Here is a 16,357-nt window from a genome sequence, read left to right as displayed (position 1 = left end):
GGCTTGCTCGCGAAGGCATTCTGTCGATCAGCACATAGGTTGACTGACACACTGCTTTCGCGAGCAAGTCCGCTCCCACATTGGGCTTCGGTCACGTCAGATGCACCATTTCGCGCCGAAGATCGCCGCCTCGTCTATACATACCGCGCAATGCCATTGTTTGGCACGACCACTGCAACCCTCCCCCGCGTCTCCTCTCTTCCTGCAAGGACCGCCCCATGACGCAAAACGATCCCGGCAACGATTACCCCCTCAGCGAAGTTCCGATGCACGCACGCAAAGGCCTGGCCTCGACGGCGATGGTGCTGCTCGGTTTTACCTTTTTTACCGCGACCATGTTTGCCGGCGGCAAGCTGGGCGTGGCGTTCAGTTTCGGCGAGATGATGGCAGTGATCATCGTCGGCAATCTGCTGCTGGGTTTATACGCGGCAGGGCTGGGTTACATCGCCTTCAAAAGCGGCCTCAACTCAGTGTTGATGGGCCGCTTCTGCTTCGGCGAAGTCGGCAGCAAACTCAGCGACCTGATCCTCGGCTTCACCCAGATCGGCTGGTACGCCTGGGGCACCGCGACGGCTGCTGTAGTACTCGGCAAATACTTCAATCTTGAGCAAGGCACGGTGCTCGGTTTGATGGTGCTGTTCGGCCTGGTGTTCTGCGCTACAGCGTATGTCGGTTATCGCGGTCTGGAGATTTTGTCGTACATCGCCGTGCCAGCGATGATGTTGCTGCTGATGCTGTCGATGTGGGTGGCGACGGTGAAAGTCGGCGGTTTCGAGGGGTTGCTCAGTGTCGTGCCGACCGGTTCGCTGGACTGGTCGACGGCGATCACCCTGGTGTTCGGCACCTTCGTCAGCGGCGCCACGCAAGCGACCAACTGGACACGCTTTTCGCGTTCGGCGCGGGTGGCGGTGCTGGCCAGCCTGATCGGTTTCTTCATCGGCAACGGCCTGATGGTGCTGATCGGCGCGTACGGCGCCATCGTCTACCAGCAACCGGACGTGGTGGAAGTGCTGCTGTTGCAAGGTTTTGCCATGGCCGCGATGGCGATGCTGCTGCTGAACATCTGGAGCACCCAGGACAACACCATCTATAACTTCGCCGTCGCCGGCTGCAACCTGCTGCGCACCGGTCGGCGCAAAACCGTGACCCTGGCTGGCGCGGTGATCGGCACCCTGCTCGCACTGCTGGGCATGTACGACATGCTGGTGCCCTACCTGATCCTGCTCGGCACGGTGATTCCGCCGATTGGCGGGGTGATCATGGCGGACTTTTTCTTTCGTTGGCGCGGGCATTATCCGCGTCTGGCCGACGCACGGTTGCCGGCGTTCAACTGGCCGGGCCTCGGGGCCTACGCGGTGGGTACGGTGGCCGCGTTCAACTCGCCGTGGGTCGCGCCGCTGGTAGGGATCGCCGCTGCCGCGCTAACGTATGTCATCGTCACCGGCGTGCTCGGCGCTCGCAGCGCGACCGCGCCACTACAAGACCTATAAAAAGGATTCGCCTGATGCACATCATCAATGCCCGTTTGCGCAACCAGGAAGGTTTGCACGAACTACACCTTGAAAACGGCCTGATCCACAGCATCGCCCGGCAGACCGAAGCGCCCACCCTCGGCCCGGACGACCTCGACGCCGGCGGCAATCTGGTGGTGCCGCCCTTCGTCGAGCCGCACATTCACCTCGACGCCACCCTCACCGCCGGCGAACCGCGCTGGAACATGAGCGGCACGCTGTTCGAAGGCATCGAGTGCTGGGGCGAACGCAAGGTCACCATCACCGAAGAAGACACCAAGACCCGCGCGAAGAAAACCATTCAAGCGCTGGCGGCTCACGGCATCCAGCACGTGCGCACCCATGTCGACGTCACCGACCCGCAACTCACCGCGCTCAAAGCCATGCTCGAAGTGCGCGAGGAAAGCCGTCACCTCATTGACCTGCAAATCGTCGCCTTTCCTCAGGAAGGCATCGAATCGTTCCGCAACGGTCGCGAGCTGATGGAAGAAGCGATCCGCATGGGTGCGGACGTGGTCGGCGGGATTCCGCATTTCGAGTACACCCGCGATCAGGGCGTCAGTTCGGTGAGGTTTCTGATGGACCTGGCCGAGCGCACCGGTTGCCTGGTCGACGTACATTGCGACGAAACCGACGATCCGCATTCGCGCTTTCTCGAAGTGCTCGCCGAAGAAGCACGCAGCCGCGACATGGGCGCCCTCGTCACCGCCAGCCACACCACGGCGATGGGTTCATACGACAACGCCTACTGCGCCAAACTGTTCCGTTTGCTCGGACATTCCGGAATCAGTTTTGTCTCCTGCCCGACCGAAAGCATTCACCTGCAAGGCCGCTTCGACAACTTCCCGAAACGCCGGGGCGTCACCCGCGTCAATGAATTGCTCGAAGCCGGCATGAACGTGTGTTTCGGCCAGGACTCCATCGTCGACCCGTGGTATCCGCTGGGCAACGGTAACATCCTGCGCGTGCTTGAGGCCGGATTGCACATCTGCCACATGCTCGGTTACCGCAACTTGCAAAGTGCGCTGGATCTGGTCACCGACAACAGCGCCAAAGCCATGCACCTGGGTGAGCGCTATGGACTGGAACAGGGGCGCCCGGCGAACCTGCTGATTCTGTCGGCGGACAGTGATTACGAGGTGATTCGTAGCCAGGGCTTGCCGTTGTATTCGATTCGCGGCGGCAAGGTGTTGATGAAGCGGCAGATGCCGGTGGTGGAATTCAGTACCGGACTGAGCTGAGATTTGTGTCGGGGCTGATGGCCTCATCGCTGGCAAGCCAGCGATGAGGCCTTTGAATTCAGCCCATCAACCGCGCCGTACCAAACAACCTCACCCGCACTAACTCCCCGTCTGCTGCTTCGAGCAGAATCGGCGCCGTGCCACCGGGCATGACCACTTGCACTTCTCCCGCCGCAACCCAACCTATCCGCCACGCCGCCGATGCCACTGCGCTGGCACTGGTGCCGGATGACGCTGTCGGCCCTTCGCCACGCTCGAACACTCGGGCAAGGATTCTCTGCGGCGACTCCAGCACTGCCCATTGCAGATTGACGCCCTCCGGGCATGGATTACCGGCACCGACAGGCATGGCGTAGGCAACTTGGGTCAGGCCTTCGTTCAGTGGCGATTCACGCATCTGTTCATTACTTGGCAAAGCCGCGGCATCGCTGAGCAGCGTGACGCAATGCGGATTGCCAATGCGCACGAATTGGCTGTGCGCCCAGTCTGGATCAAGTTGCGCCAAGGGCTGGACGTGGCTCACGTCCCGAGCATTGAACTCAATGCCTTGAACAGTCTGCGCACCGACCGCATCCGGTCCGAATCGCGGTTGACCGAGATCGAGCCAGAAACCTTGAACGCCGTCGACTTCAGCCGGTTTCACCGAAGTTTCCACGACGCCACCCTTGTCGTGATGCACGCGCAACAACGCGCCCTCCTCCGGCATCAAGCCTTGCTCGGTCAGCGCCTGCGAGAAAATCGTCAGGCCATTGCCACTGCGCTCGGCGAGGGTGCCGTCGGTGTTGACGATCAATACGTCGAACGGCGGCGACGTCTGGAAAGGACCGATCAGCAGGCCGTCGCTGCGGTGGGATTTGCTGTTCACCGGGCGCTGGTCTTCGGGCCAGTCGCAGCAGAGTTTGATTGCTGCTTCGCTCCACGCCTGACGCGACGATGCGCATGCAAACGCGCTGGCAGGTAAATCAACGCCCGCCCGGCGCAATGCCTGGGGCGAAATCACACCATAGATATTGCCCCGTGCATCGTAGAACTGCGTCATCACTCTTTTTCCCTGCTGCCGAAGAATCCCACTGTAAACCGAATCCCCTGTAGGAGTGAGCCTGCTCGCGATAGCGGTGTATCAGGTAAAAAAATAGCGACTGACACTCCGCTATCGCGAGCAGGCTCACTCCTACAGGTTAGGATGTCGTCTGCACGTCCCCGAACATCGGCGATCGAACCTCGTCGCCGTATCACTGTCCTTCGGGGACGCGATGTTTTTTGCCAAGGATTGATATGACCAGCCTCAACGACCAAGCCACCTTCGTCCCCGGACGCCTGCAACAGATGTCCACGCGCATCGCCTTTTTCATCGCCGGACTCGGCATCGCCGCATGGGCGCCTTTGGTGCCGTACGCCAAGGCCCGCGCCGGGCTTGATGAAGGCACGCTGGGGTTGTTGCTGCTGTGCCTCGGCGTCGGCTCGATTCTGGCGATGCCGCTGGCGGGGATTCTGGCCACGCGCTTCGGCTGTCGGCGCGTCGCCACCGGTGGCACGTTATTGATCTGCGCGGCGTTGCCGTTACTGGCGACGGTGTCGTCGATACCGGCGCTGATCGCTACGCTGTTCATGTTCGGCGCCGGCCTCGGTACGGTCGATTCGACGGTGAACCTGCAAGCGGTGATCGTCGAACGCGCCAGCGGCAAGCACATGATGTCGGGCTTTCACGGCTTGTTCAGTCTGGGCGGGATTGTCGGCGCGGCGGGTGTCAGCGCCCTGCTCGGCCTGGGTTTGACGCCACTGGCCGCCATGCTGGTGGTGGTCGTCGTGCTGATCGCGGCATTGTTCAAATGCGTACCACACATGTTGCCTTACGGCAGTGAAAGCTCGGGCCCGGCGTTTGCCGTGCCCCACGGCATCGTGCTGTTTATTGGCGGCATGTGCTTCATCGTCTTCCTCACCGAGGGCGCGGCGCTGGACTGGAGCGCGGTGTTCCTGGCGCAAGAACGCGGGATCGACACCGCGTATGCGGGGCTGGGTTATGCGGCGTTTGCCCTGACCATGACAGCAGGACGCTTGCTGGGTGACCGCATCGTGCGGCGCGTGGGCGCTACGCGGATCATTCTCTTGGGTGGTCTGCTGGCGGCGGGCGGTTTGTTTCTGGCGACGTTCGCGCCGAGCTGGCAAGCGGCACTGGTCGGGTATGCGCTGGTCGGCGCCGGTTGTTCGAACATCGTGCCGGTGCTGTACACGGCGGTGGGCAAGCAGACGGTGATGCCGGAAAGCATTGCCGTGCCGGCGATTACCACGTTGGGTTATGCGGGGATTCTGGCGGGACCGGCGGTGATTGGTTTTGTCGCCCATGCCAGCAGTTTGAGTTTCGCCTTTGGCTTGATGGCGGTGTTGTTGGTTGCTGTGGCCATTGGCGGGAAAGTTTTGAAAGTCTAAAAAGCATCGCGAGCAGGCTCACTCCTACAGGGATCACAGTGAACCTGTAGGCGTGAGCCTGCTCGCGATAGGGGCGCCGCGGTTTATCAGAAACCTACACTGGCCTGCACAAAGAACGTCCGCGGCGCGCCGACATACATCCCAGAATTGTTGTCGCTGGAGCGGGTGAAGTACTGCTTGTCGAAGATGTTCTTCACCCCGGCGCCGAGCTTCAGGTTCGACACATGCGGTCCGAAGTCATAACCGCCGCGCACGTTCCAGGTCACGTAACCCGGAATGTCGCCATACTGTCCGTCCGCCGTGCCGTCGGTGATGTAGTTGCCGTTGAAGCTGCCGTCGGCATTCACACCGGTGCCCGGCGAGCGCTGTTTCGACTGGGCAAAACCATCGAGGTTGTAGGTCCAGCGGTTGATGTCGTAACGCAAACCGACGGTTGCCACCTGCCGCGAATAGAACGGCAGATCACGGCCCTTGAAACCCGGAATCTCCCCTTCATACGTGGCGCGGGTGTAAGTGAAACCGGCGTTGGCGGTCAAACCATCGAGACGCGGATCCAGCGCCGCCATGTCGTAATGCACCGAGGCTTCGATGCCCTGGTGCTTGGTCGCGCCAAGGTTGGTCCAGCCCACATCATTGCTGATGTATTGCAGTTCGTCGTCGAAGTCGATGTAGAACAGCGTCACTTCCCCGCCCCACACGTCATCGTTGTAACGCGTGCCGATCTCATAGGTCTTGGCCTTTTCCGGTTCCAGACCGTTGGCGGTCTGATCACCCGAGCCGCCCTGGCCGAGCTGGAAATACTGCAGGCTGCCGAACGAGGTTTCGTAGTTGGCGAACAGTTTCCACGCATCCGACAGGTGATACATCACGCTCAGCGCCGGCAACGGTTCGTTGCTCTCGATGCTGCGATTTTTCGCCTGCACCGGTCTGCCAGCCGTGTCGAGCACCGCGCGGTCATGCCAGTCGGTGCTGATGTGTTCGAAGCGAATGCCGGGAGTGACGGTCCAGTTGCCGACATCTATTTTGTTGTCGAGGTAGACCGAGTTGGCCTCGGTGCCGCCGGTACGATCCTGGAATACATGACCATCCGACGTCGGCGTGAGCACCGGCTGATTATTGACCAGCGCTACACGACTCGACGATTCGTGCATCGCCTCTTTCAGGTAGCGATAACCGACGCTGACTTCCTGCGTGGTCGGGCCGACATCAAAGACCCGCGAAACCCGTGGCTCGATGCCCAGCGTGTAATACGAACGCGGGTAGGAGCTGAGAGTTTTCTGATCGCGGGCAGCGATGGTACTGCCACGGAAACTGTCGGTGTAGTAAGTGAGGACTTCCGCCTGGGTGCGCTCGTCGATCTGGCGGATCCATTTGAACGACACGTCTTTGCGCCGCCCGGTGAACTGATCGTAGTCCCGCACCGAGTCGTACGGTTTATCGTCGTATTGCTTCTGGGTCAGACCGCCGGGCATGTCGGCCGTGGCGTCGTAGTAGTGGAAGTTGAGACTGAAATCGTCCTGATCGGTCGGAGCCCAGTGGGTCTTGAGCAGCACGTCGTCGATGTCGTTGCCGTTGTTGCGCTCGCGGTAGCCGTTGCCATTGACGCCCGAATACAGCAACGCCACGCCCATGCCGTTATCGGCGGTGCCGCCGAGGAACGCGGTATCGATGTGTTTCCAGCCACCGTACTGAGTGGTTTCCAGGGTAGTGCCGATTTCACCGGTGGCCTTTTCCGGGATGGCGCGGGTGACGAAATTGATCACGCCGCCGACGTTTTGCGGCCCATAACGCACCGAACCGGCACCACGCACCACGTCGATGCTGTCGAGGTTGCCCGAGGAAATCGGCGCCATCGACAGTTGCGGCTGGCCGTACGGGGCGAAAGCGGCCGGCACGCCATCGATCAACACGGTCGAGCGTGGCGACAGGCGCGAGGTCAAACCGCGCACGCCGACGTTCAGGGAAATATCGCTGCCGCCGGTGCCGTTGGAATCCTGCACCTGCACACCCGGCACACGCTTGAGCACGTCGCTGACGTTCATCGCGCCCTGCTCGACCATCGCTTCGCGGCGGATAACCGTACGCGCACCCGGATGGTTCTGCACCACGGCAGCGTTGGCGTCACCGAGCCAGTCGCCGACCACTTTGATGTCGGTCACGCCCAGTTCGAGCGGACCGTTGGCGGCAGCAGTCGCCGCTGGCGAGAGGGTCACCGAGCCTTCATTGATCTGATAGTCCAGACCACTGCCCTGCAGTAATTGGCGCAGCGCCTGCTCCGGCGAGATGTCGCCGTCGACCGCCGGCGCCTGTTTGCCGGCCACCAGTTCCGGGCTGAAAAACACTTGCAGTGACGTCTGTTGACCCAGTTCGCTGAGGGCCTGACCCAATGGCTGCGCACGGATATGAATGGCTTCATCGGCGAACGCCAGCGGCATCGCAGCGTTGACCGCCAGGGCGAGGGCCAGCGGCAGCCAAGGGGATTTTTTGTTGTTGGCAGGGGTGTTTTTCACGTCGTACGTAGTCCTGTGGATCGCAAGAGTGTGCGGCTGTTAATGCAAACCAGTTGCAGTTGAACAGGAAGACGATGAACTCGAAAAAAACCTGAATTTTATTTTGCGATTATTTCCTGGCTGCCATCAGCAAGGGTGCGAACGCCCACCGGCAGGATGCTCGGCAAGGCCTTTAGCAAAGCGTCGGTGTTGTCGGTGTTGAACACGCTGGTCAGGCGCAGACTGGCCACCGCCGGGTTGGCCACGGTCAACGGCTTCTCGCGATAACGCGAGACTTCGGCTGCCACTTCGCTGAGGCTGGCGTTGTTGAACACCAGTTTGCCGCTGCGCCACGCCGTCAGTTCTGCCGGGTTGACCACATAGGCTGCGGCGACTTTGCCTTGTGTATCGACATGGGTGCCGAGGCCCGCGGTCAGGCTGATGAATTGATTATCTGGCGCGTCACGCCCCTGCACTTTCACCGTGCCCTGCTCCACCGCCACGCGAGTTTGCATGACATCGCGGCGCACATCGAAACGCGTGCCGGTGACCGTCACCTTGCCATTGCCGGCCTCGACCACGAACGGTCGCGAGGTATCGTGCGCGACGCTGAACATCGCCTCACCTTCACTTAACTCGATCAGGCGTCGATCCTGTTCAAAGCGCACCTGCAAGCGGCTGCGGCTGTTCAAATCGATCACCGAGCCGTCCGGCAGTGCCACATGTTTGCGCTCGCCGAGCGCCGTAGCGAACTCGGCGCGGTAACCGTCCGGATGATTCAACCCACTGAACAAACCCAGCCCGAGCGCCACCGCCAACACACCGGCGGCCACGGCATACCGCAACAATGGGCGGCGTCCACGGCGGCTTGGCGCAGGTTGCGCAAGGGCTTTGAGGCGTGGCGCCGGGAGCAAATCAGCGGCCGACCACAAACCCTGCAGCAATTGGTATTCGTCACGGTGCTGTGGATGTTGATTCAGCCAGGCGTCAAAGCGCTGCTGTTCCTCGGCATCAAGGGCCGGCTCCTGCAAACGCACAAACCAGCGAGCCGCGTCATCGCGCACCGTTGTTTGCCCGCACGCGCAATCACGCGTCTCCATCATGGAATGTCCTGTTGGGCTGGGGAAGAAAGGGAGCAGCGGCTCATCACTGCAACCCGTCGAGGCGATCACGCAGATGGCGCAGGGTGCGGATCATATACTTTTCGACCATGTTCTTGGACAGGCCCAGGCGTTCGGCGATTTCCGCCTGGGTCAGGCCTTCGATCTTCTGCCAGACGAAAATCTTGCGGCAATTGACCGGCAACTCGCCGAGCGCCCGTTCGATGGAGTCGGCCAACTGGATCGCATGCATGTAATGCTCCGGGTCGCCGGACGACGACACACTGTGATCGATGGCCTCCGCCTCCATGGCGCCGCGCCGATCCTCACGCCGATAACCATCGACCGCAATATTGCGCGCGGTCTGGTGCAAATACGCCCGAGGCTGCTGCACCGCCGCCGAATCCGACTCAAGCACCCGCACAAAGGTGTCGTGCGCCAGATCCTCGGCCTGCGCGCGATTGCGCAGGCGACGAGTCCAGGTGCCGATCAACTCTTCGTAATGCTCGAAAAAGCCGGGTCTGCGGGGACGCATGGGGGTATTGGCGGTGTGCTGAGGAAAGGGGCGTGAATAGTAATGGTTACCATTAAGCCGAAGCAATGGATTCCTCGACCGACCGTCCGGCTCGCCTCTGAGACTCAGCGTTTTATCGAAATCACACCACTCATGTAGTCATGCAGATCGCGCAGATCCTTAACGCTCCAGGCATGCGGCGGTATTTTCACCCCGTTCTCCTGCAAGGTTTTCGGAATCAGGTTGCCGTTCGGGCGAAGGATGATCGACGAGACAATCACGCCCGGATATTCATTCAGACGTTTTTTAAACGCAGGCGTTGTCAGGTCAGGTGTGGGCGGATTGCTTTTGTGCGCCAGTGGCCCTGTTCCTTTGATATCGGCGCCGTGGCACACAGCGCAGCGCTGTGAATAGAGGTTTTTACCGTTGCTGTTATCCGCGAAGGACACGGATGGTTGGGCGATCAACAAAGCCCCGAGTACAGCGACGAATGCTGCTTTCATTGTTTGCCTCCCTGGCGTTTTTTTAAGGTCGCGCATGATGCGCGAGATTTAACGTCTGGCGCAAAACAATGTGGGAGCGAGCCTGCTCGCGAAGGCGGTCCGCCAGTCACTTAATGCATTGACTGAACGGACGCCTTCGCGAGCAAGCTCGCTCCCCCAAGGTTCGGTAGTGGATGGCAGATCTGGCATCCAATACCGTTGGCTTTAACCTTTTTCGTCGATCCCGGCTTGCAGGGTCTGGGTGTCCAGATGCCCGCTCAGGGCGACCGGGCCGACTTTCAGGTTGCCGTTTTCCAGGGAAACCTTCGGTGCGTTTTCCTCGGCTTTATGCGGCAGATCAAGGCCCGCTTTCACGCCATAGTCACGGTTGCTCAGATCAGCACTGCTGACCTTCGAACCACCCAGATCTACCTTTCCTTGCGTCGCCGAAATCCGCGCGCCGGTCAGTTGTGTCGCGCCGTCCACCGCCAGGTTCACGCCTTGGTTGGCACTGATCGCGGACGTCTGCGCAACGCTGTCCTTGTGCACGTACTCACCCTGCGCTTTCAGTGTCGGCTTGTAGTCGGTGCCGGCGAGTTTTTCCTTGTCGACCGGTGGATTTTTCTTCGCGGTCAGGCCCAGATCGACGTCGACCTTGGCGTGGTTGCTCGAGTCCTGACGGCTTTCGACGCTCAGATCACCCGCGACCCTGCCGCCGACATCGTTAGCATCGATCCGCGCACCCGCCAACTGTGCATCACCGGCACTGTTCAACACCAAACTGTCAGCCTTGATCTGGCTGTTTTGCTGGGTGCTGCCTTGCAGGTAATCCACGCCGACTTTGGCCCCGGCATTGAAACCGTGATCGCTGCTGGCCTTCTCATCAGCGGCATTCGGGGTTTTGCTGCTCAGGTTGCCGCCGGCATTCAGCGCGACATTCCAGTTATTGCGCTTGTCGGTGGACTGCGCCGACTCCTGCACATAGCCGCCCTTCTGCGCATCAATGCTGACGTTCGGTGCGCTGACCTGAGTGCCTTGCAGGTGAATCGAATCACCGCTCAAGACAATGCCGCTCCGGCTGTTGAGCTGGCCACCGGAGAGGGTTTTCGAATTCTCATTGACCCGACCGATATTGAAGTTGCCACTCAGATTGCCGCCCTGATCGCGGCTCTTCTCGCTGCTGGTTTTGCTGCCGCCCACCTTCAAGCCGCCGCCGAGACTGCTGCCGGTCGCGGTGTGAGTGTCGGTGGCCGCTTGCAGATCGAGCTTGCCGTCGGCGTGCAGATCTATGGCGCCAGCGCTGTCGATCTTGCTGCCTTGCTGGACTTGATTGCCGCCGCTGCTGAGTTGCACCGGACCGTTGCCGCTGATGCTCGCCACATGGGCCTGGGTGTCAGTGGTTTGCTTGCCGGTGTGATCGAGTTGGAACCCGGCGCCGAGATCGACGTTGGTGCCGTCGGTGCCCGGCAAGGTGCCGACCGTCAGCGAGCCATTGCCACGCAGGCTGCTGTTGTTGCTGCTCTGGTGGTCACCGGCCTGATTCAGCGCCAGATCACCGCTGGTGTTGATGCTCACACCGCCCTGCCCACCGTCGAAACGGCTGCCTTCGAACTGCGCATCGCCGCCGACCTTGATGTTTACACCCTGATTGCCGGCATACCCGCCAACCACGGCGCTGGAGCTGTCCTTGCTCGACGCACTGCTGCCACCCCCGCCGCTGCCGGCGACGTTCACGTCTTCACCGGTCTTGGTGTAGACGCGCACATCAACCTTGGCATCCACCGTGTTCGCACTGCTGTTGTGCGTGTTGCTGGCGGCATCGGCAACCAGTTTGTCAGCGCTGACGTTTACCTTGCCTGCGCTGGCGTTGTATTGCGTGCCTTGGTCGTGAAGCGTGCCGGTGGTTTTCACATCGACAGTGCCGCCGTCAAAACGGCTGACTACGGCGTTGTTGTTTTGCTCGGTTTTGTTGCCACTGCCATGGCCCACCGCAACGTCGATCCCGACGTTCGGCTGACCGATATTGGCCAGTGCGTCCTTGTCCGGCACCTTGCCGTTGAGCACGTCCTTGACCGCGCCAGCGATCGGCCGGGCGATGTCTTTGTACTCGACGTTGGCACCAATGTCCGCCGACCAGTTGCTCTCGCTATGCGTGTCGCTGTCTGTGTTGCTGGCGGCACGGTTGTCGATGGCGTTGGCGGCGATGTTCAGATCGTTACCGGCCTTGAGCTGCGCGCCTTCGGTGGTGAGCTGGTCGGCATTGATCGTCAGACTGCCGTTGCTCTGCACACTGCTCGTTTGCGCAGTGGTTTTGCTGGTCGAGTCCTGCGCCGTGCGGTGGGCGAAATCGACGCCGCTGCCGGCACGGTCGAGGCCGCCGGTGTAGTAGAAACCACCGCCGGTGCTGGCGGTGTCGGAAGAGGTTTTGTGGCTGTCGGCTTCGGCCAGCAACGAGACGTTTTTGCCGCTCAACGTGGCATCGCCAGCAGTGGACTTCACTTGCGCGCCATTGAGCGTGACGTCACCGCCCGCCTTGACCTGTACGCTGCTGCCGCTGAGGCTGGAGCCTTGCTGAGTGACGTCGTTGCTAGTGACGGTTTGCTGTTTGTCTTGGTAGTGAACCCCGGCGCGATATTGCTCTGGCGTTTGCTCTTTGGCGTAGGCATCGAAGCCACGGGTTTGCGTGGTGTCAGTGCTGTCGTGAGTGTTCTGCGCAGCATGCACATTGACGTCACCCGCCGCGTCGGCCGTCAGCGCCCCGTCAGCCTTGACCGTCGAGCCGGCCACTGCAATGTCCTTGGCGCTCTTGAGCTTGAGGTTACTGTCCGACACCAGTTCGCTGCGCACGGTGCTGCTGTCTTTGCTGTTCTGCCGCGACTCGTCCTTGCTGATGCCGAAGAACTTGCTGTCCTTGTCGTGGTTGTTGCTGTGCGAGGTGTCCTGCACGCCGTCGATGGTCAGCGAACCCTTGTCGCTGATCACGCTGGCGTCGCTGCCGCCACGCACCTGGCTGGCGCTGATGCGCACGTCGTCAGCCTTGACGATCAATTTGCCGCTGGCGTTGATTTTGCTGCCCTGATGCTGGGTCTTGCCCTTGTCGGCATCGCCGGTCTTGCCGAAGAACCCACCGCCGACCAGGTCACCGGAGTAACGGTTGTCGCTGCTGCGGTTGGTGTGCGTGGCCGTGGTGATTTCCACTTGTTTGCCGGCCATTTGCACGTCGCCCGCGCTGCTCAATTCAGCGCCTTCGGAGCGCAACAACGCGGCGGTTTGCAGGGCAATGTTGCCGGCCTTCAATTGGCTGGTGACGCTGCGCTGCTCTTCGCTGCTGCTGTTCCAGTCGGCTTTCCACAGGTGCTTGCGGTGGTTGCCTTGATCGGTTTGCGTGTGGCTTTCAGTGGCGGCGGTCAGGCGCAAGTCGCCGCCGCTGTGCACGTGGAGATTGTTCGCCGCTTCGACTTTGGCGGCTTTCAAATCGGTGTCCTTGCCGGACGCCAGTTTCGCATCGCGGCTGGCGATAATCTGGCTGCCGTGCTGACGCGATTCACTGTCGGTCTGGGTGCGGTCGTAGGTTTCCCAGGTGATGCCGATGGTGCTGTTGTTCCAGTTCTCACGCTTTTCCTGAAGCTTGCGGCTTTCGACCGTGGACAGGGTCAGGTTGCGTTTGGCCTTGAGCGTGACGTCGCGACCGCTGACATCAGCAGCGGCCAACGTCAGGTCCTTGCCGCTGTGCAGACCGACATCACCCTGACTGCTGCGAATACCGGCGCGGGTCACTTCAAGGCTGTCGGGAATGGCTTCGCCGCTGACGCTGAGGTCGCCGGCCGAACGAATCTGCACGCCATCACGCCCGGCGACTTGCACCGCGCCCACCCGCACGCCTGCACCTTCGGCGGTGCTGACAATATTGATGCGCCCGGCCTGCATCGCGCCGAACAGGCTGGCGTCGATGCGTTGATCGCCGGTGCTGCCTGCTGGATCAACGGTTTTCACTTGGCCGCTGGCGTAATCGACCTGATTGCGCCCGACCGTGAGGTTCAACTGATCGCGCGCCGTGATTGCGCCCTGGCTGTCGATGCGCGGCGCGATCAGGTTGATCGAACCTTCGCCGTTACGCAGGCCACCGCCTTGAATCTGCAACTGACCGCTGGCATCGCGGCTGTTCAGACTTTGCAGTTTGCCGTCATTCAATTCCGGGCGACCGACCACCAGATTGGCGTTCGGCGTATTGATGAAACTGCCACCATTGACCGAGATGCCGTTAGGGTTGGCCAACACATAATCGGCGGGCCGGCCGAAGATTTCCTGCGCACCGTTGATGGCCGAGGGATTGCGGCTGATCACTTCGTTGAGGATCACGCTCGCCGCCTGCCCTTGCAGTTGCGGGTTGGCCGCCAGTTGCCCGGCCAGTTGCGATTGCCCGGCCTGCAAGGCGTTGTTCAGGACCAGGCCCTGGCGGTCGACGTTGTAATCGAGGAACTGATTGTGCGACAGGCCCGAGCCGTTGGGCGCGACGATGTTGACGATGGGCACACCGCCCTGGGTTTGCAATTGCGCGGTGCCGCCGGGGCCGGGTGCGACCACGACGCCGCCGGCGAGGGCGCTCGGCAGGTGCACGGCGAAGAACAGGCTGGCAATCGCCCAGCGCAATTTACCCCGAGGCGAAAGATGAAATGCAAAGGTGTGTGCTGGCATAAAAACGTCTCCATGTGAGTACGGCATCACGGTGCGCGTTTAGTCTTGGCCGTGGCTGACGCGCTCAGATCCGACGGCTGTTGGTTCACTGCGTTGTTCAGATTTGCAGGCCCATTCGCATCAGCCAGGTTTCAGGCTCGTGCTGCAGGCCATTCGGGGTGTTGAGGGCGCGTTGGTAATCGACGTCCACTTGCAGGTTCTTCCAGCCCAGATTCAGGCCGACACTGGCACCACTCAGGCGTTGGCCCTGCGCGCCGTGATCGGCCTTGATCCAGCCATGGTCGAGGCCCACGCGCGGGGTGATCTGCAGCGGCCACTCGCTGCGCAGCGGCAGGCGCAAGGTGTTGCGCCAGATCGCACCGCTGGCGCCGGAGGCACTGCTGACCCGATAACCGCGCACCGCCGAGTCGTCGGTGCCGAGTAACTGTTCGATGGCCGGCAACGGGTCCGGGCTGTATTGCACGTTGAGCTGGCTCTGCCACTGCCAGGTCTGCGCACCGAGCAGGCCATTGCGCCACTGGCTGAGGCCGGCGCGGTACTTGCGAAACTGCGCCTTGGGCAGGTTGTTGATCTGCTGCTGTGAGTCGTCGTCGGCGCCAAACCAGCGCAGGCCTTGGGCGTAATTGACGTCGAGGTTCCACACCGCGCGGTCGAGCCAGAACAGATTGAGTCCGGCTTCGGCCACGGTCAGGGTCGGGCTTTGGATGCCGAGTCGGACGTCTTGCAGATAGCTGTCGACATCCTTGTGCGCCAGTTGCAGGTTGGCGCTGAGCTGACGGCTCTGGTCGCGCCACAACACACGGTCGGCGCGCAGACTGACCTGATCGGTGATGCCGGTGCTGTGGAATGTGACGCTTGGCAGTTTGAATGGCGCACGGTATTCGGCGTGGCTGGCGAACACGCTGTAGGTCCAGTAACCGTAGGGAATCGCGTAATACAGGCTGGCGTTGCGACTGTAACGATCGCCTTGATTGAGGGTGTCGCTGGCGCTGAGGCTCAACAAGTCGTTGAGTTGCAACGGGCTGTCGAGACTGAGGCTGACGGTGTCGCGATCGCGTCCGGTGCTGGCGCTGCCAAGGTTGTCGATGCCCGCGTTCAAGGCCCAGCGCGAATGCGCGGAAGTGCGAGAACGCAGGATGATCCGCGAGGCGCCGGGCTGGCTGCCGGGGGCAATGTCGGCAGTGAGATCGATCGAGCGCAGGCGATTCAACTGATCCAGGCCCTGCTCCAGATCGCGCAGGTTCAACGGCTCACCGAGCATGTTTGGAAACGCGCCGCCGAGGGACACTGGCAGGCTCTGATCGGCCAATTCGATGGACTCGATGTAGCCTTCGTCAACGCGGATATCCAGCGCCTGCCCCGCTGCCGGTGCGCTGAGCAGATACGGACGGCTGGCGATGTAACCCTTGTCGACGTAGATCGCGGTGATGGTGGCCAACAGATGATTGATCTGGCCGACGCCCATGCACGGCGCCAGCAGCGGCTTGATCCGGGCGTTGAGCTTGTCGCTGTCGATCAGCGTGACGCCGCCGATGCGCGTGCCGCTCAACGGCCAGCAACGTTCATCGGGAGCAACGGTTTGCGGGTTGGCCGGGGTGACCGGCGTCGGACCGAACGCGCCGCGCTCCAACTGCCGTTTTCTTTGCTCAAGTTGCAGCTGTTGCAGATCGCGCTGTTGCTGTTGCTGCTGGCGCAGCACTTCCTGGCCCGGCGCGACAGGTTCAGCCGCTTCAATCGAGGAGGCACACACACTTAACAACACGGCCGACAACAGCGGGCAACGCGTGGAACACCGACGAAAAACAGCGCGAAACGAAAACGGCACGCAACTTCCTTGCGATCATCAAATGGCGTAATGCCATGTCATCAATGATGGTGATAGTCGGAGCCATCCCACA

The 16,357-nt window shown here is 61.3% G+C and carries 10 protein-coding genes; 3 read left to right on the top strand and 7 right to left on the bottom strand.

Annotation, left to right across the window (positions count from 1 at the left end; all coding sequences use genetic code 11):
- The first annotated feature begins 218 nt into the window (after positions 1–218).
- Entirely contained in the window at positions 219–1,490 is a 1,272-nt protein-coding gene (gene codB / locus ACM6IV_RS04685; protein ID WP_414868927.1) for a cytosine permease, read from the top strand.
- A 14-nt stretch (positions 1,491–1,504) separates the two neighbouring features.
- Positions 1,505–2,752 carry a cytosine deaminase gene (gene codA, locus ACM6IV_RS04680; RefSeq protein ID WP_414868926.1) on the top strand — a complete coding sequence of 416 codons (1,248 nt, stop codon included), beginning with the start codon at positions 1,505–1,507 and terminating at the stop codon, positions 2,750–2,752.
- Positions 2,753–2,810: 58 nt separating this feature from the next.
- Here the strand turns inward: codA and ACM6IV_RS04675 are convergent, their stop codons facing one another.
- Positions 2,811–3,791, bottom strand: coding sequence for a diaminopimelate epimerase (locus tag ACM6IV_RS04675; protein ID WP_414868925.1), 981 nt, complete (start codon positions 3,789–3,791; stop codon positions 2,811–2,813).
- A gap of 236 nt (positions 3,792–4,027) precedes the next feature.
- Between ACM6IV_RS04675 and ACM6IV_RS04670 the strand changes: the two genes are divergently transcribed.
- Complete coding sequence (locus tag ACM6IV_RS04670; protein ID WP_414868924.1) at positions 4,028–5,179, top strand: MFS transporter; 1,152 nt, start codon at positions 4,028–4,030, stop codon at positions 5,177–5,179.
- Positions 5,180–5,265: 86 nt separating this feature from the next.
- On the opposite strand, the gene ACM6IV_RS04665 is transcribed toward ACM6IV_RS04670, so the two are convergent.
- The 6 genes from ACM6IV_RS04665 to ACM6IV_RS04640 all read right to left on the bottom strand — a co-directional run bounded on the left by ACM6IV_RS04665 (position 5,266) and on the right by ACM6IV_RS04640 (position 16,284).
- Positions 5,266–7,689, bottom strand: coding sequence for a TonB-dependent siderophore receptor (locus tag ACM6IV_RS04665; RefSeq protein ID WP_414868923.1), 2,424 nt, complete (start codon positions 7,687–7,689; stop codon positions 5,266–5,268).
- Positions 7,690–7,787: 98 nt separating this feature from the next.
- Positions 7,788–8,771, bottom strand: a complete 984-nt coding sequence (locus ACM6IV_RS04660) for a FecR family protein (RefSeq protein WP_414868922.1) — start codon at positions 8,769–8,771, stop codon at positions 7,788–7,790.
- Between the two features lie 43 nt (positions 8,772–8,814).
- Positions 8,815–9,303, bottom strand: a complete 489-nt coding sequence (locus ACM6IV_RS04655) for a sigma-70 family RNA polymerase sigma factor (protein ID WP_414868921.1) — start codon at positions 9,301–9,303, stop codon at positions 8,815–8,817.
- A gap of 104 nt (positions 9,304–9,407) precedes the next feature.
- The gene (locus tag ACM6IV_RS04650; RefSeq protein WP_414868920.1) at positions 9,408–9,785 is read right to left on the bottom strand and encodes a c-type cytochrome; all 378 of its coding nucleotides are present in this window, start codon (positions 9,783–9,785) and stop codon (positions 9,408–9,410) included.
- 204 nt (positions 9,786–9,989) lie between these two features.
- The gene (locus ACM6IV_RS04645) at positions 9,990–14,459 is read right to left on the bottom strand and encodes a hemagglutinin repeat-containing protein (protein WP_414868919.1); all 4,470 of its coding nucleotides are present in this window, start codon (positions 14,457–14,459) and stop codon (positions 9,990–9,992) included.
- Between the two features lie 97 nt (positions 14,460–14,556).
- On the bottom strand, positions 14,557–16,284 hold the full coding sequence (locus ACM6IV_RS04640; RefSeq protein ID WP_414868918.1) for a ShlB/FhaC/HecB family hemolysin secretion/activation protein: 1,728 nt from the start codon (positions 16,282–16,284) through the stop codon (positions 14,557–14,559).
- Between the last annotated feature and the right edge of the window lie 73 nt (positions 16,285–16,357).

It is taken from the genome of Pseudomonas sp. IT-347P, assembly GCF_949768005.1.
In the GTDB taxonomy this organism is placed as follows: domain Bacteria; phylum Pseudomonadota; class Gammaproteobacteria; order Pseudomonadales; family Pseudomonadaceae; genus Aquipseudomonas.
Note: the sequence above shows the minus strand (reverse complement) of the source record. Positions and strands in the feature narration are given on the sequence as shown.

What these genes read in the sequence shown, in the direction of transcription:
- codB (WP_414868927.1), top strand. Translation starts at nt 219, where the DNA reads ATGACGCAAAACGATCCCGGCAACGATTACCCCCTCAGCGAAGTTCCG.
- codA (WP_414868926.1), top strand. Translation starts at nt 1,505, where the DNA reads ATGCACATCATCAATGCCCGTTTGCGCAACCAGGAAGGTTTGCACGAA.
- ACM6IV_RS04675 (WP_414868925.1), bottom strand. Translation starts at nt 3,791, where the DNA reads ATGACGCAGTTCTACGATGCACGGGGCAATATCTATGGTGTGATTTCG.
- ACM6IV_RS04670 (WP_414868924.1), top strand. Translation starts at nt 4,028, where the DNA reads ATGACCAGCCTCAACGACCAAGCCACCTTCGTCCCCGGACGCCTGCAA.
- ACM6IV_RS04660 (WP_414868922.1), bottom strand. Translation starts at nt 8,771, where the DNA reads ATGATGGAGACGCGTGATTGCGCGTGCGGGCAAACAACGGTGCGCGAT.
- ACM6IV_RS04655 (WP_414868921.1), bottom strand. Translation starts at nt 9,303, where the DNA reads ATGCGTCCCCGCAGACCCGGCTTTTTCGAGCATTACGAAGAGTTGATC.
- ACM6IV_RS04650 (WP_414868920.1), bottom strand. Translation starts at nt 9,785, where the DNA reads ATGAAAGCAGCATTCGTCGCTGTACTCGGGGCTTTGTTGATCGCCCAA.
- ACM6IV_RS04645 (WP_414868919.1), bottom strand. Translation starts at nt 14,459, where the DNA reads ATGCCAGCACACACCTTTGCATTTCATCTTTCGCCTCGGGGTAAATTG.